At 74.2% G+C, this 14,194-nt stretch carries 16 protein-coding genes; 12 read left to right on the top strand and 4 right to left on the bottom strand.

The genetic code is table 11. The annotated features are described in order from the left end of the window. Positions 1–28 precede the first annotated feature (28 nt). Positions 29–1,222, top strand: a complete 1,194-nt coding sequence (locus ACIF6L_RS21125) for a glycine C-acetyltransferase (protein ID WP_359839075.1) — start codon at positions 29–31, stop codon at positions 1,220–1,222. Positions 1,223–1,546: 324 nt separating this feature from the next. After that, positions 1,547–2,458 carry a LysR family transcriptional regulator gene (locus tag ACIF6L_RS21120; RefSeq protein ID WP_329486199.1) on the top strand — a complete coding sequence of 304 codons (912 nt, stop codon included), beginning with the start codon at positions 1,547–1,549 and terminating at the stop codon, positions 2,456–2,458. Positions 2,459–2,541: 83 nt separating this feature from the next. On the opposite strand, the gene ACIF6L_RS21115 is transcribed toward ACIF6L_RS21120, so the two are convergent. The 3 genes from ACIF6L_RS21115 to ACIF6L_RS21105 form a co-directional block, all read right to left on the bottom strand. Then, the gene (locus ACIF6L_RS21115; protein ID WP_359807320.1) at positions 2,542–2,937 is read right to left on the bottom strand and encodes a CBS domain-containing protein; all 396 of its coding nucleotides are present in this window, start codon (positions 2,935–2,937) and stop codon (positions 2,542–2,544) included. 145 nt (positions 2,938–3,082) lie between these two features. Then, on the bottom strand, positions 3,083–4,693 hold the full coding sequence (locus tag ACIF6L_RS21110; protein WP_396486504.1) for a DEAD/DEAH box helicase: 1,611 nt from the start codon (positions 4,691–4,693) through the stop codon (positions 3,083–3,085). Positions 4,694–5,053: 360 nt separating this feature from the next. Next, positions 5,054–5,257 carry a cold-shock protein gene (locus tag ACIF6L_RS21105; RefSeq protein ID WP_030918248.1) on the bottom strand — a complete coding sequence of 68 codons (204 nt, stop codon included), beginning with the start codon at positions 5,255–5,257 and terminating at the stop codon, positions 5,054–5,056. A 514-nt stretch (positions 5,258–5,771) separates the two neighbouring features. On the opposite strand from ACIF6L_RS21105, the gene ACIF6L_RS21100 reads away from it, so the two are divergent. Then, complete coding sequence (locus ACIF6L_RS21100) at positions 5,772–5,999, top strand: hypothetical protein (RefSeq protein ID WP_329486196.1); 228 nt, start codon at positions 5,772–5,774, stop codon at positions 5,997–5,999. A gap of 204 nt (positions 6,000–6,203) precedes the next feature. Here the strand turns inward: ACIF6L_RS21100 and ACIF6L_RS21095 are convergent, their stop codons facing one another. Continuing rightward, on the bottom strand, positions 6,204–6,758 hold the full coding sequence (locus tag ACIF6L_RS21095; RefSeq protein WP_329486195.1) for a GNAT family N-acetyltransferase: 555 nt from the start codon (positions 6,756–6,758) through the stop codon (positions 6,204–6,206). A gap of 98 nt (positions 6,759–6,856) precedes the next feature. Between ACIF6L_RS21095 and ACIF6L_RS21090 the strand changes: the two genes are divergently transcribed. The 9 genes from ACIF6L_RS21090 (at position 6,857) to ACIF6L_RS21050 (ending at position 14,182) form a co-directional block, all read left to right on the top strand. Next, positions 6,857–7,258, top strand: a complete 402-nt coding sequence (locus tag ACIF6L_RS21090) for a hypothetical protein (RefSeq protein WP_396486503.1) — start codon at positions 6,857–6,859, stop codon at positions 7,256–7,258. A gap of 88 nt (positions 7,259–7,346) precedes the next feature. Beyond that, positions 7,347–8,054, top strand: coding sequence for an alpha/beta fold hydrolase (locus ACIF6L_RS21085; RefSeq protein WP_396486502.1), 708 nt, complete (start codon positions 7,347–7,349; stop codon positions 8,052–8,054). A gap of 26 nt (positions 8,055–8,080) precedes the next feature. Then, a complete protein-coding gene (locus ACIF6L_RS21080; RefSeq protein WP_396486501.1) occupies positions 8,081–8,341 on the top strand; it encodes a hypothetical protein in 261 nt (86 codons plus the stop codon). 179 nt (positions 8,342–8,520) lie between these two features. Then, the gene (locus ACIF6L_RS21075) at positions 8,521–9,468 is read left to right on the top strand and encodes a Gfo/Idh/MocA family protein (protein ID WP_396486500.1); all 948 of its coding nucleotides are present in this window, start codon (positions 8,521–8,523) and stop codon (positions 9,466–9,468) included. Positions 9,469–9,538: 70 nt separating this feature from the next. Continuing rightward, a complete protein-coding gene (locus tag ACIF6L_RS21070) occupies positions 9,539–10,237 on the top strand; it encodes a hypothetical protein (protein ID WP_359807334.1) in 699 nt (232 codons plus the stop codon). Positions 10,238–10,373: 136 nt separating this feature from the next. Continuing rightward, a complete protein-coding gene (locus ACIF6L_RS21065) occupies positions 10,374–10,574 on the top strand; it encodes a hypothetical protein (RefSeq protein WP_396486499.1) in 201 nt (66 codons plus the stop codon). A gap of 179 nt (positions 10,575–10,753) precedes the next feature. After that, on the top strand, positions 10,754–11,497 hold the full coding sequence (locus tag ACIF6L_RS21060; protein ID WP_396486498.1) for a GNAT family N-acetyltransferase: 744 nt from the start codon (positions 10,754–10,756) through the stop codon (positions 11,495–11,497). 85 nt (positions 11,498–11,582) lie between these two features. Then, positions 11,583–12,494 carry a glutathione S-transferase C-terminal domain-containing protein gene (locus ACIF6L_RS21055; protein WP_396486497.1) on the top strand — a complete coding sequence of 304 codons (912 nt, stop codon included), beginning with the start codon at positions 11,583–11,585 and terminating at the stop codon, positions 12,492–12,494. Positions 12,495–13,126: 632 nt separating this feature from the next. Next, positions 13,127–14,182, top strand: a complete 1,056-nt coding sequence (locus tag ACIF6L_RS21050) for a hydrogenase expression protein HypE (protein WP_352294821.1) — start codon at positions 13,127–13,129, stop codon at positions 14,180–14,182. The last annotated feature ends 12 nt before the right edge of the window (positions 14,183–14,194 follow it).

The following is a 14,194-nucleotide window of genomic DNA, read 5'->3' as shown; positions in this document are numbered from 1 at the left end:
ACCGTCTGACCCCCTCTAGGGAGACACCGTGTTCGACAACGTGCGCGACGACCTGGCCGCCACCCTCGACGAGATCCGCGAGGCCGGCCTGTTCAAGCCGGAGCGGGTGATCGGCACCCCGCAGAGCGCCGCCGTCACCGTCACCGCCGGCGGGCAGCCCGGCGAGGTACTGAACTTCTGCGCCAACAACTACCTCGGCCTCGCCGACCACCCCGAGGTGCTCACCGCCGCCAAGGACGCCCTGGACCGCTGGGGCTACGGGATGGCCTCGGTCCGGTTCATCTGCGGCACCCAGGACGTCCACAAGGAGCTGGAGGACCGCCTCTCCGGGTTCCTCGGCCAGGAGGACACGATCCTCTACTCCTCCTGCTTCGACGCCAACGGCGGCGTCTTCGAGACCCTGCTCGACGAGCGCGACGCCGTCATCTCCGACGCGCTGAACCACGCGAGCATCATCGACGGCATCCGCCTCTGCAAGGCCCGCCGGCTGCGCTACGCCAACCGCGACCTGGCCGACCTGGAGCAGCAGCTCAAGGAGGCCCAGGGCGCCCGCCGCCGGCTGGTCGTCACCGACGGCGTCTTCTCGATGGACGGCTACGTCGCCCCGCTGCGCGAGATCTGCGACCTGGCCGAGCGCTACGACGCCATGGTCATGGTCGACGACTCGCACGCGGTCGGCTTCGTCGGCCCGAACGGGCGCGGCACCCCCGAGCTGCACGGCGTGATGGACCGCGTCGACATCATCACCGGCACCCTCGGCAAGGCCCTCGGCGGCGCCTCCGGCGGCTACGTCGCGGCGCGCCGCGAGATCGTCGCCCTGCTGCGCCAGCGCTCGCGGCCGTACCTGTTCTCCAACTCGCTCGCCCCGGTGATCGCCGCCGCCTCGCTGAAGGTGCTCGACCTGGTCGAGCGCTCGACCGAGCTGCGCGAGAAGCTGGCCGCCAACACGGCGCTGTTCCGCTCGCGGATGACCGAGGCCGGCTTCGAGATCCTGCCCGGCGACCACCCGATCGCCCCGGTCATGATCGGCGACGCGGCCGAGGCCGGCCGGCTCGCCGAGCTGCTGCTGGAGCGCGGCGTGTACGTGATCGGCTTCTCCTTCCCGGTCGTGCCGCACGGCGCGGCCCGGATCCGGGTGCAGCTGTCCGCCGCGCACTCCACCGAGGACGTCGAGCGAGTGGTGGCGGCCTTCGTCGACGCCCGCGCCGCCCTGGGGGAGTAGCACCCGGCCGGGGCACCTCCCGGGACCGCCCGTGGCCCGTCCGCCCGGAACCGGACGCGCCACGGGCACCCCCGGGCCGCCGTGCGGCGCACCACGTCCGCTCGGCACCCCGTCGCCGCACGGTGCGCCGCGGCGCACCACCAGAGACCAACTGCCCCACCCTCCCGCCCGGGAGTGGGACGTCGGCCCGGCCGACGTCCCACTCCCGTTCGCGGTTTCGGCGGACCCGCCCGCCCACGGCGCCGCCCGCTGTTCCGCCCACGGCGCCGCCGGACGTCCCCCCGGTGGCTCCGGCACCCCGCGGCACGCTGGCAGAATTGGCGTGTGATCGACGCACGACGGCTGCGGACCCTGCGGGCCGTGGCGGACCACCGCACGGTGACCGCCGCGGCGGCCGCCCTCTACCTCACCCCCTCGGCGGTGTCCCAGCAGCTGGCCGCGCTGGAGCAGGAGACCGGCCACCACCTGCTCGCCCGCGAGGGCCGGGGGGTGCGGCTCACCGCCGCCGGGGAGATCCTGCTCGGCCACGCCGACGCCGTCCTCGCCCAGCTGGAACGGGCCGAGGCCGATCTCGCCGCCTACAGCGCCGGTGTGGCCGGTGAGGTCACCGTGGCCTCCTTCGCCACCGGGATCTCCCTGGTGCTGGCGCCCGCCATCGGGACCCTCGCCGCCCGGGCGCCCGGCGTCCGCCTCAAGGTGCTGGACGCGGAGGGCGACGCCAGCCTGCCGATGGTCCTGGAGGGGCGGGCCGACCTGGCCGTGGCCGTCGAGTACCGGGGGGCGCCGCGGGCCGACGACGCCCGGCTCACCCGGGTGCCGCTGTACGCCGAACCGTTCGAGGCGGTGCTGCCGCTCGGCCATCCGCTGGCCGCCGGGGAGGGGCCGATCGCCGTCGCGGACCTGGCCGCCGAGCCGTGGATCGGGCCCTACCCGGGCAATCCCTGCCACGACGTGGTGCTGCTGGCCTGCGAGCACGCCGGGTTCCAGCCGCGTCTGGTGCACTCCTCGGACGACTTCCGCGCCGTCGTGGCGCTGGCCTCGGCCGGTGCGGGGGTGGCGCTGGTGCCCCGGTCCGCCCTGCTCGGGGTGGATCTCGGACGGGTCGCGGTGCGGCCGGTGGACAGCGCGCTCGCCACCCGCCGGGTCTTCGCCGCCGTCCGGGCCGGCGCCGACGGCCACCCGTTGATCCGCCCGGTGCTGGAGGCCCTCACCGAGGTGGCCGCCGCCACCGGCTGACCGCGCCCGGGGCGGCGGCCCCGGAAACCACCGGGACCCCGCCTCCCCCGGTGGGCCGGGGGAGGCGGGGTCCCGGGTGGGACTCAGATGCTGAGCAGACCGATGACGTGCCCGTCGTCGTCCACGACCGGCCAGGTGTCCAGACCGCGGGCGCGCATGGTGGCCGCCGCGGTGGCGGCCGGCATCCCGGCGGTGGCGAACGGCGCGCGGTCGTGCTTCACCGCCCGCACCGGAGTGCGCTCGGTGTACCAGGAGCGGGCCCGGAACGGCGCGAGGTGCAGACGGGTCAGCAGCCCGGCGCAGCGGCCCTCCTCGTCGCGGACCAGGGCGTGCGGGGCGCCGGAGCTGAGCAGGATGTCCAGCGCGGTGTCGACCATGACGTCGTCACTGATCTGCAGCTCGGGTCGGGTCATCACGTCCCCGACCGTGGTCAGGGCGTCGGCGGCGAAGTCGACGGGGTGTTCGAGGGCCATGGTCATGGGGCTCCTTCGGGTCGGTCCACCGGTGACGGCGGCGATCAGGGAGGTGCTCGACGGTGCTGCCGCGGCTGGGCCCGGCCCGCGGGTGTCCGGCCGGATCCGGCCGGTCCCGCCGTCGCGCGGCGGGACCGACCGGACGCGGGGCCTACGCCGCCAGGTCGACGCGCCGCGGCCCGCCACGGCGGGCGCCGCCGGTGCCGCCGCCCTGGCCGCGGCCGCCGGTGCCGCCGCCCTGCTGGCCGCGGTCGGCCGAGGTGGGGCGGCTGCGGCGGTTGCGACCGCCCGAGGCGCTGCGCCGGGGCCGCTCGACCACGGGGTCGGCGATCACCACGGGCACGCCGGTGGGCACGCGGGCGCCGGTGATGCGGGCCAGCTCGTCATCGGTGGAGTGGACCCGGGTGGACTCGGGGGTGATGCCGGCGGTGGCCATCATCCGGGCCGTCTCGCGGCGCTGGTTGGGCAGGACGAGGGTGACGACGGTGCCGGACTCGCCCGCCCGGGCGGTGCGGCCGCCGCGGTGCAGGTAGTCCTTGTGGTCGGTCGGCGGGTCCAGGTTGACGACCAGGTCGAGGCCGTCGACGTGGATGCCGCGGGCCGCGACGTTGGTCGCGATCAGCGCGGTGACCTGGCCGTTGCGGAACTGCTGGAGGGTGCGGGTGCGCTGGGGCTGGGACTTCCCGCCGTGCAGCGCGGCCGCCTTCACCCCGCTGGCGAGCAGCTCGTCCACCAGCCGGTCGGCGCCGTGCTTGGTGTCGGTGAACATGATCACGCCGCCCTCGCGCGAGGCGATGTGGGCGATCGTGGCGTTCTTGTCGCCGTTCTGCACGTGCAGGACGTGGTGCTCCATGGTGCTGACCGCGGCGGCGGACGGGTCCACCGAGTGGGTGACCGGGTCCTTGAGGAAGCGGCGCACCAGGCGGTCGACGTTGCGGTCCAGGGTGGCGGAGAACAGCATCGTCTGGCTGTCGGCCTCGACCTGGTCGAGCAGCTCGATGACCTGCGGCAGGAAGCCCATGTCGGCCATCTGGTCGGCCTCGTCGAGGACGGTGATCCCGACGCTGTCGAGCCGGCAGGCGCCGCGCTGGATCAGGTCCTTGAGGCGGCCGGGAGTGGCCACGACGACCTCCGCCCCCCGGCCCAGGATCTGGGCCTGGCGGCCGATCGAGACCCCGCCGACCACGGTGGCGAGCCGCAGCCGCACCGAGTGGGCGTAGGGGGTGAGCGCCTCGGTGACCTGCTGCGCGAGCTCACGGGTGGGCACCAGGACGAGAGCCAGCGGCCGGCCCGGCTCGGCCTGCCGGCCGGCGATGCGGGCCAGCAGCGCGAGGCCGAAGGCGATGGTCTTGCCGGAGCCGGTCCGGCCGCGGCCGAGGACGTCCCGGCCCGCCAGCGAGTTCGGCAGCGTCGCGGCCTGGATCGGGAACGGCGAGGTGACGCCCTGGCGGGTGAGCGTCGAGAGCAGGGCCTTCGGCATGTCGAGCTGGTCGAAGGCCTCGACGGCCGGCAGGGCCGGGGTGGTGCTGACCGGCATCGCGAACTCGCCCTGCACGGAGGAGCTCTGGCGTCGCCTCGGACCGCCGCCCGAGCGGGAGCCGTACGAGGAGCCACCACCGCCGGAACGCGAGCCGTAGGAGCCGCCGCCGCCACCCGAGCGGGAGCCGTACGAGGAACCGCCCCCGCCGGAACGGGAGCCGTACGAGCCGCCGCCGGAGCGGGACTCGGAATTCTGGTACGAGGAGCGACTGGAGCGATTCATCTGGAGACCTTCCTCAAGGTGGCACGTCACGAGGAAGGCTCCGCGCCCACGGGTAATCCGGGCGGAGGCTGCAAGGAACGGGCCGGAACTGGCGGAGCGTGGACGGTGAAACCGTGCGGCACGTCACCTACGGTCGGCGCTCACCGCGCTGGCGGGAGCGAAGAACCTCGAACCGTGAGTCATCACGGCGGGGCGCCGACCCGGACGCGGCGCGGAGCAGCTCGCGTGGGGAAGGCCGCCGGTGGCGGAGCCGGGAATGAAGCCCGGGCAGCGGTGGGTCCTGCGGAAAAGCCGAGGGGCCCGCACCAGGCATGAACGCGGTGCGGGCCCCTCGCTGCCGGGCGGGTGCCGTGGCAGAAACTACAGCGGACGAATGTTCTCGGCCTGCGGGCCCTTCTGGCCCTGCGTGACGTCGAACTCGACCTTCTGGCCCTCGAGCAGCTCACGGAAGCCGTTGGCGTTGATGTTCGAGTAGTGGGCGAAGACGTCGGGGCCGCCACCCTCCTGCTCGATGAAGCCGAAGCCCTTTTCCGCGTTGAACCACTTCACAGTGCCATTAGCCATAAAGAAATCTCCTTCAAGGGGCTGTCCGGAGCTCGCACGGTGCGTGCTCCGAGATGCCGCGATGATGACCCACCCGGGGAAGAGCCGGGAAACAAAAATGCGCCTGCGAGACCTCAGCAGGCCCACACAAAGTTCATGGGAACCACTACTGCAACTCATTCGACTCTAGCAGGCCGGGGGTCTCCGTGGTGGAGGGATTCACCCCCGGCGGCTCCGGAGCCCCGCCCGGGGTCGGCTGTCGCGGCGGCGGAAGCAACGCCAACCGGTCGGCCGCCCGGCGGAGTTGGCGTCCCGGTGGGCGGGGCCGGCCGGGCCTGCGAATCGCTCGAAAGAGCGGCGGGTACAGGTGTCCTGCCCGCCCCCGCCGACGCGGTTCGCGCCGGTGGCAGACCGTCCGCGGCCGCGAAATTCCGTCGGCGCGGTGGTGAACCGCACCATCCGGATTCCGGTTATGTGCGAATTCGAGACCTTCCGGAGGGCCCGCTGGGGCGAGTTCCGGCGCATACTGGGGGAGATGACGAAATCAGCAGCAGTCCGGCGTACTCTGCCCACCAGCCCCTTCAAGGCCCGGGTCGAAGCTCCTCTCAAACGGTTCGCCGTCGGCGACAGGGTCACCCACGACACGTACGGCCTAGGCCGGGCCATCGCCGTCGAGGGTGGCGGTGACATCGCGGTACTGGTCGACTTCGGTTCACGGCAGGAACGGATCACCCAGCCGTACACCGCCATGTTCAAGCTCTGATCCGCGGTTCGATCTCCACCCGGGGCGCCCCGGGGCCGTGCGGCCCCGGGGGCGCGGTGCTGTCCCGCCGCACCGGCCCGGCACCCGTGCCGCCGTGGAGTTCCGGCGGCCGGCCCGTCCGTCGGCCCTAGCGGCGCCGGGCACTCCCTCCATGCTCCGGCCGCGCTGTCTCTGCCGCCCCGGTCGCCCGTCCGGTGCGGCCGGTCACAGCCCTGTCCGCGCCCGGGTCAGCCGCCAGACCTTGTCCACCCCGGTCTGCGCGGGCGCCAGGCGCTCGGCGGGCCGGCAGAGGTGCTCGGCGAAGCCGAGGCGCGCCGGTACGGCGCCGCTCGCCCGGTTCGCCGGGTCGTGGACGATCTCGACGTGGTCGACGCCGGGCAGCAGGAACGCCTCGTCGACCAGGGCCCGGACGGCTCTGGTGGCCAGACCGCGGCCGGTGGCGGCGGGGTGCAGCCAGTAGCCGATCTCCAGGCCATCGCCCGGCAGGCCCTCGCGGCGGAACAGCTGGCAGGCGCCGACGATGCCCCGCTCCGTCACCATCGCGTAGGTGAACGCGGCGCCGCTCTCCCACTGCTCGGCGCGGCCGGCCAGGAAGGCACGGGTGGCGTCGGGGCTGTGCGTGGCGACCCAGGGCATCCACGGGCGGAGGTGCTCCAGGGACTCCTCGATGACCCGGAAGAGCTCGGGAAGGTCCGCCTCGCCGTCGAAGCGGCGCAGCGTGAGGTCGTCCAGCGTGATCGACTCGGGCGGAGTGGTCATGCCGAGAGCCTCGCCCACCAGCCGTCCCGGTCACAACCGGATTCTCCCGTCGGGGAGGCCCGGAGCGGGGGCGGAGTGAGGCCGACTCGCGGACGACCGTGCGCAAGCCCAGCACGTTCCGGGTGGCGGGCACCTGGTCGGGCTCGTTCAGCGACCGGGCGACCAGGGCGGCGAGTTCCTCCCCGCCCGGCAGGGCCGGAGGGCCGGTGGCCGGCCTCGGGCGGCCCGGCATGACCGTCTTCTCCGTGGTCAACGGACTGGCCTTCGGCCGCTTCACGGCCGTCGACACCGCGCCGGTCACCATGGTGCTGCCCGAGGCGGAGGACGCCGCCCGGGACATGGGCGGGCTCGACATCGCCGACGCCTGTCCGCGGATCCTGGTGCCCTTCGTCGCTTCCGTCGTGCCCGGCCTCGGCGGCCGCACTCCGCTGTTCCTGCTCGGCGCGGCCCTCGCCGGGCTCGGCGCCCTCGCGTTGAAGCCGGTCCGCGGTGTTCGCTGAGTACGCCGGCACCTCCCGGCACACCCACGACGTCCACCCGACCGAGTACGTCCGCCCACCCGAGCGTTCCCAGAAAGGTTTCCATCTCGTGAAGTTGCACACCCAGGAGTGGGGTTCCGGCGACCGCGTCGCCCTGCTGGTGCACGGCATCATGTCCGACCACCGCACCTGGCGGCGGGTCGGCCCGGCCCTGGCCGCGCGCGGATACCGCGTCATCGCCGTCGACCAGCGCGGCCACGGCCGGAGCCCGCGCGGTACCGGCGGGAGCCCGCAGGAGCGGTACGCCCTGGAGGCCTACGCCGAGGACCTCGTCGAGACTCTGCCGGCCAGCGCGGAGCTGGCCGTCGGCCACTCGCTCGGCGGCATCAGCCTGCTGGGCGCGGTGGAGCGGCTGAAGCCGGCCCGCGCCGTGTACGTCGACCCGGCCTGGCAGTTCGCCCGGATCGAGGGCGCCGACCCGCGGATGTTCGTGGAGTTCCGGCACGCCACCCGGGAGCAGATCGCCGGGTTCAACCCCCGCTGGGAGGCCGCCGACGTGGACGTCGAACTCGCCACCCTCGCGGCCTGGGACGAGGAGTCCGCGCTCGCCCTGTCCGGCCAGGAGTGCGGCCTGCCGGCCGCACCGGCCGTGCCCTCGCTGGTGCTCCTGGCCGACCGGAGCTTCCTGGTGAGCGCCGAGGACGCCGGACTGCTGCGCGCCCGGGGCTTCGAGGTGCGCACCGTGCCCGGCGCCGGCCACACCGTCCACCGGGACGATCACGACGGCTTCCTGGCCGGGCTCGACGGCTGGATCTGAACCATGACGAGGACGAGGAGTTCGCCGTGACCGCCGGCGCCAGGCGCGCGGCCGCCGTCGGGGCCGCCCTCGCGCGACTGGACCTCACCGCCAGGGCCGCCCTGCTGAGCGGGGCCGTCCTGTGGTCGCTGCCCGCCGGCGAGGCGATCGGCCTCGGCCGGCTGACCGCCCGGGTGAGCACCCCGCTGCGGCGGTGCGGACCCGGGACACCGCCGCGCGCACCCGGGCGGCCCGCCCCGGCGGGTCCACCGTCCCGGCCGGCCGCCACATGGCGGAGCGCCCGCTGACGCGGGCGCTCGACGTCGGCTGAGCGGGGGACGGTGGGGCCCCGGCCACCGGCCGGAGCCCCACCGCGCCGGCACCGCCGCACGCGTCCGCCGGGTGCGCCGGGCCACCCCGCCGGCCGCCGGGGGAGCGGCGAGTAGGGTGGGCCGGGCCGATGATCGTCCGGACCACTGGAGCACCGATGAGCCTGACCTCCGCCCCCGACGCTCTCCTCCCCGTCGGGGTGATCGGGCTCGGCGACATCGCCCAGAAGGCCTACCTCCCGGTCCTCGGCACGCTGCCCGGCCTCGACCTGCGCCTGATGACCCGGGACCGGGCCAAGCTGGACCGGATCGGCGAGGCCCACCGGATCGCGCCCGAGCACCGGTTCACCGACCTCGGCGCGCTGATCGGCAGCGGCATCCGGGCCGCCTTCGTGCACGCCGCCACCGACCAGCACGTCCCGATCGTCGAGCAGCTGCTGACGTCCGGGGTCGACGTCTACGTGGACAAGCCGCTCGACCAGACCCTGGACGGGTCCCGCCGGCTGGTTGACCTCGCCGACCGCACGGGCCGCTCGCTGATGGTCGGTTTCAACCGCCGCTACGCGCCGGGCTACGTGCAGGCGAAGGAGCGGCCGCGCGACCTGATCGTCCTGCAGAAGAACCGCGAGGGCCTGCCCGAGGCGCCCCGCTCGATGGTCTTCGACGACTTCATCCACGTGGTGGACCTGCTGCGCTTCCTGGCGCCCGGGGAGATCGAGCAGGTCGACGTCCGCTCCCGGGTGCGTGACGGCCTCGTCGAGCACGTCGTCCTCACCCTCTCCGGTGAGGGCTTCACCGCCCTGGGCATCATGAACCGCGTCTCCGGCTCCACCGAGGAGATCCTCCAGGTCTCCGGCGGGGACTCCAAGCGCGAGGTCCACAACCTCGCCGACGTGATCGACCACCGCGGCCAGCCCACGATCCGCCGTCGCGGCGACTGGGTCCCGGTGGCCCGCCAGCGCGGCATCGAGCAGGTCGTCCTCGCCTTCCTCGACGCCGTCCGGACCGGAAAGACGATCGACGCCCACGACGCCCTGCGCACCCATGAGCTCTGCGAGCTGATCGTCGGGCGCCTGGAGGAAACGGCGACGGCCGCCACCCGGTAGGAGCCGCCCCGCCCCGGCCCCGGCTGGTGAGCCTGCGGCCGCGATCCGGGCCGCGAGGTGACAATGGGGCATGCCCTCCAGCCCCCACCCGACGGATCCGCGGCGGGTGACGCCGGACCGGGCCGCGGTGAGCGGCGAGCACTGGTGGCCGGTGGTGCTGGCGGTTGCGGTCGTCGCGATGCTCCACGTGACGCTGCCGGCCCGCTACCGGGTCGACCCCGCCTGGGTGCTGCCGGTCGCCGTGGGCTCGTTGCTGGCGGTGCTGATCATCGGCGACCCGGGCCGGATCGACCGGCAGAAGGCCTGGCTCCGGGTCGTCACCCAGCTGCTGATCGGCGCCATCACGGTGGCCAACGTGTTCGCGGGCGTCCGTCTGGTGGTGGACATCCTGACCGACAACAAGCTGTTCGCGAACAATGCCGTCGGGCTGCTGGCGACCGGCGGCGTGGTCTGGGTGACGAACGTGGTGGCCTTCGCGCTCTGGTACTGGAGCCTGGACCGCGGCGGCGCCGCCGCCCGCGCCCACCGGCCCTTCGCGAACCCGGCGTTCGTGTTCCCCGAGATGCAGTACCCGGACCACGCGCCGGCCGCCTGGGTGCCGCGGTTCGCCGACTACCTGACGCTCTCCTTCTGGACCGCCACGGCCTTCAGCCCCACCGACGTCTCGGCGGTCAGACGGTGGGCCAAGCTGCTGATGATGGCGCAGGCGGCGACCTCCCTCGCGCTGGGCGCCCTGGTCGTCGCCCGGGCGATCAACATCCTGCAGTGAACGCGCTGTGAGCACGGTGCGACGGCACTGTTTCGGCCCGGCGTCGGCGTCCGGCGATTCGGAATTGCCCCTGGTCCCGGGCCGGTCGAGCGGTACTGTGGACCTTCACGGTTGCCGGACGCGAAACGGACGGGCGATGCACGCACGCCAACTGCGGGGCGGGCGGGTGGTCTTCGGACACCCGCTGCGGCCGCGCGCGGCGTTCCGCCCGCAGGCCGGAGCCCACGCACCAGCCGGGCACCACCGGACCGTCGGCATCCGGCCCGGTGGTGCCCGGCTGGTGCGGCGCCGCTGGATCGACGGGGTCGGCTCCCCGACCGGCCTCTGTCGCCCGTAACCGCCCGTAACCGCCCGTCGTCACGCGCGCCCGGCGCCCCGTTACGCCCGGCAGCCCCGCTCCGCCGTGGCCCGTCCCGGCTGCCCGGCCTCCCGGCAGCCGCCCGAGGTCCTGCCCCCGGCCGGCGACGCCCCGGGCCGAAGCGACCGAGAAGACCGAGATCGAGGAACGGCTCCCGCATGCCCCAGTACCCCGTGCTCACCCCCGACGACGCCCCGGACACCGCCGAGCGGCGCCACCCCCTGGACAACCCGGCCCGCGCCGCCCTGCTCGGCCCGCACGCCCACCTGGCCGAGCGAAGCGGTGACGTCCTGCGCTACCCGGCCGACGTGTCGCCGTTCGTCGCCCTCCCCGACCGGCCCGACCGGGAGACCTGGCGGGACGTCGCGGCGCTGTACGGCCCGGGCGCCGTCGTCGCCGCCACCGGCTCCCCGGACGCTGTACCGGCCGACTGGGAGATCCTGCTGCGGGGCCGGGGCGTCCAGCTGGTGGACGACGGCGTCCGGGCCCGGCCCGACGAGGAGGCCGTCCGGCTGGGCCCCGCCGACGTACCGGAGATGCTGGCGCTGGTGGAGCACGCCCGGCCCGGCCCGTTCCTGCCCCGGACCATCGAACTCGGCGGCTACCTGGGCATCCGCCGCGGCGGCGCGCTGGTCGCGATGGCGGGGGAGCGCCTGCGCCCGCCGGGCTGGACCGAGATCAGCGCCGTCTGCACGGCCGAGTCCCACCGGGGCCGGGGGCTCGGCTCCCGGCTGGTCCGGGCGGTCGCGGCCGGGATCCGTGAGCGGGGCGACACGCCGTTCCTGCACACCTCCGCCGAGAACACCACCGCGATCCGGCTCTACGAGTCGCTGGGGTTCCGGCTGCGCCGGCACGTCACCTTCCTGGGCCTGCGGACGCCCGGCGGGGGCCCGGGCGCGTGACGAAGCCCCGGCGCCCCGCCTCCGCACCGAGACCACCCGCCGAGCCGCACCGTTCCACCTTTCCGAGGAGTCCGAGGAGTTCGATGTGAGTCAGAACGTGCCCTACGCCAGCCCCGCCGACACCGCCGTCCACGGCGAGTACCGGATCACCAGGGCTCCCGGCGACGAGCGCCCGCTGTACCGCTTCACCGGGCGGATCACCGCCGACGGGAGCAGCGGCTTCGCCGCCGAGCCCGGCCGCTACCACATCTACGCCGGCTGGTTCTGCCCCTGGGCGCAGCGCACCACCATCCAGCGCGCTCTCAACGGGCTGGAGGACGTCGTCTCGGTCTCCTACGTCGACGGCCGCCGTGACGGCCGCGGCTGGGCCTTCCGGGAGACCTACGGGCCGGACCCGGTGAACGGGTTCACCCTGCTGCGCGACGCGTACGAGCGGACCGAGCCCGGTTTCGACGGGCACATCTCGGTGCCGACGCTCTGGGACCGCCGGACCGGTCGGGTGGTCAGCAACGACTTCCGGACCATAGGCATCGACCTGGCGACCCAGTTCGGCCGGTGGAGCAACGGCGCCGACACCTACCCGGAGGACCTCCGGGCCGAGATCGACGCGCTGGACGCCCGGCTGGGCCCGGCCGTGAACCACGGCGCGGGCGCGGCGGCCGGCACCGGGGACGCCGCGCTCGCGGCCCGCGCCCTGCTGCTGGAGACCTTCGCGGAGCTGGACGCCCGGCTGGCCACCAGCCGCTACCTGCTGGGCGACCGGCTGACCGAGGCCGATGTGCGGCTCTGGGTGACGCTGGTGCGCTACGACGTCGGGCCCAACCACGCGCGCGCGGTGAACCCCGGTCTGGCCGCGTACCCGCACCTGTGGGCGTACGCCCGCGATCTCTACCAGCGGAAGCCGTTCACCGGCACCACGGACTTCGCCGCCTTCACCGAGCCGGGCGCGAGCGTCCCGGACTGGCACGCCCCGGTGGAGCGTCCGCTTCCCGCCTGAGTCCGGCGGCCCGGGGCCGCGGACCCGAACGGCCGGTGCACCGGGAACCATCCCCGGTGCACCGGCCGTTCCGTCTGTGGTGGGCGCCGCTGACCAGGGCGCCGACCGGTCGCGGAGGCGCGGCGGCGGCGCCCTGACGGGCCGTCGGTCGACCTCCGGACGTCCGCCCGGTAGCGGTACGTGGATATGACATGTACGCTGCGTATCGCTGGTTGTACAGCATGCGGGCCTGGCCGCCGCTCCGTGGGGGGAGTCACGTCCAGGCCCGGTCGCCGGCCGGGGCCTCGGTTGCGCTCGTGGGGGAGCTTCAACCGGGGCCCTTCGGCGGGCTACTGACGGTATGCCCGCTCGGGGCCTGGTTCAGTCATGTCAAATTCGCCGGCGCCGCCCCGATGCCGGGGCGCGGCCGCCCGGACGGCCTCCGGCCCGCTCCGCACCGCCTCCCGCACCGCCTCCCGCGCCGCCCTCCATGCCGCCCGCAGGGGTGGCCGCCCGGCTGCTCCGAACGGCCCTCCCGGCTTGCGCTCCGTCCGGGTGCTCGCCCGGCCCTGCGGACCGGCGGGCCGCCGCAACCGCTGCTATGACTGGTTTGAGCCTTTTTGTCCGGCTCCCAGTTCCGAGGAGGCATCCTCATGGGTGCTGCAGCAACGAGCGCCACCGACGCTGACGTGGTGCACATTCTCTGGATCAACGCGGGCCTGAGCTGCGACGGTGACTCGGTCTCCCTGACCGCGGCCATGCAGCCGAGCATCGAGGAGATCGTCACCGGCGCGCTGCCGGGCCTGCCGAAGATCGCCGTCCACTGGCCGCTGATCGACTTCGAGTGCGGGCCGGTCCAGGGCGCGGACAACTTCGTGGAGTGGTTCTTCAAGGCGGACCGCGGGGAACTCGACCCGTTCGTCCTGGTCGTCGAGGGATCCATCCCGAACGAGAGCATCAAGGAGGAGGGCTACTGGTGCGGTTTCGGCGACGATCCGCGGACCGGTCAGCCGATCACCACCAGTGAGTGGCTGGACCGGCTCGCGCCCAAGGCCACGGCGGTTGTCGCGATCGGCACCTGCGCCACCTACGGCGGCATCCACGCCATGGCCGGCAACCCGACCGGCGCCATGGGCGTCCCCGACTACCTGGGCTGGGACTGGAAGTCCAAGGCCGGCCTGCCCATCGTCTGCGTGCCGGGCTGCCCCATCCAGCCCGACAACTTCTCCGAGACCCTGACCTACCTGCTCTACCAGCTGGCCGGCTCCGCGCCGATGATCCCGCTGGACGACAAGCTGCGCCCGACCTGGCTGTTCGGCGCCACCGTGCACGAGGGCTGCGACCGCGGCGGCTACTACGAGCAGGGCCAGTTCGCCACCGAGTACGGCACCCCGGAGTGCCTGGTGCGGCTGGGCTGTTGGGGCCCGGTCGTCAAGTGCAATGTCACCAAGCGCGGCTGGATCAACGGCATCGGCGGCTGTCCCAACGTGGGCGGCATCTGCATCGCCTGCACGATGCCCGGCTTCCCGGACAAGTTCATGCCCTTCATGGACCCGCCGCCGGGCTCGCACATCTCGGCCAACGCCAGCTCCGCGTACGGCGCGGTGATCCGGCGACTGCGCTCGATCACCATGAAGACCCTCGACAAGGAACCGAAGTGGCGCCACCCGGGGCGCACGCTGACGACCGGTTACCGCACACCGCGGTGACCAGGCGGGCCG

The organism is Kitasatospora sp. NPDC086009 (assembly GCF_044540385.1).
Taxonomy (GTDB): domain Bacteria; phylum Actinomycetota; class Actinomycetes; order Streptomycetales; family Streptomycetaceae; genus Kitasatospora.
Note: the sequence above shows the minus strand (reverse complement) of the source record. Positions and strands in the feature narration are given on the sequence as shown.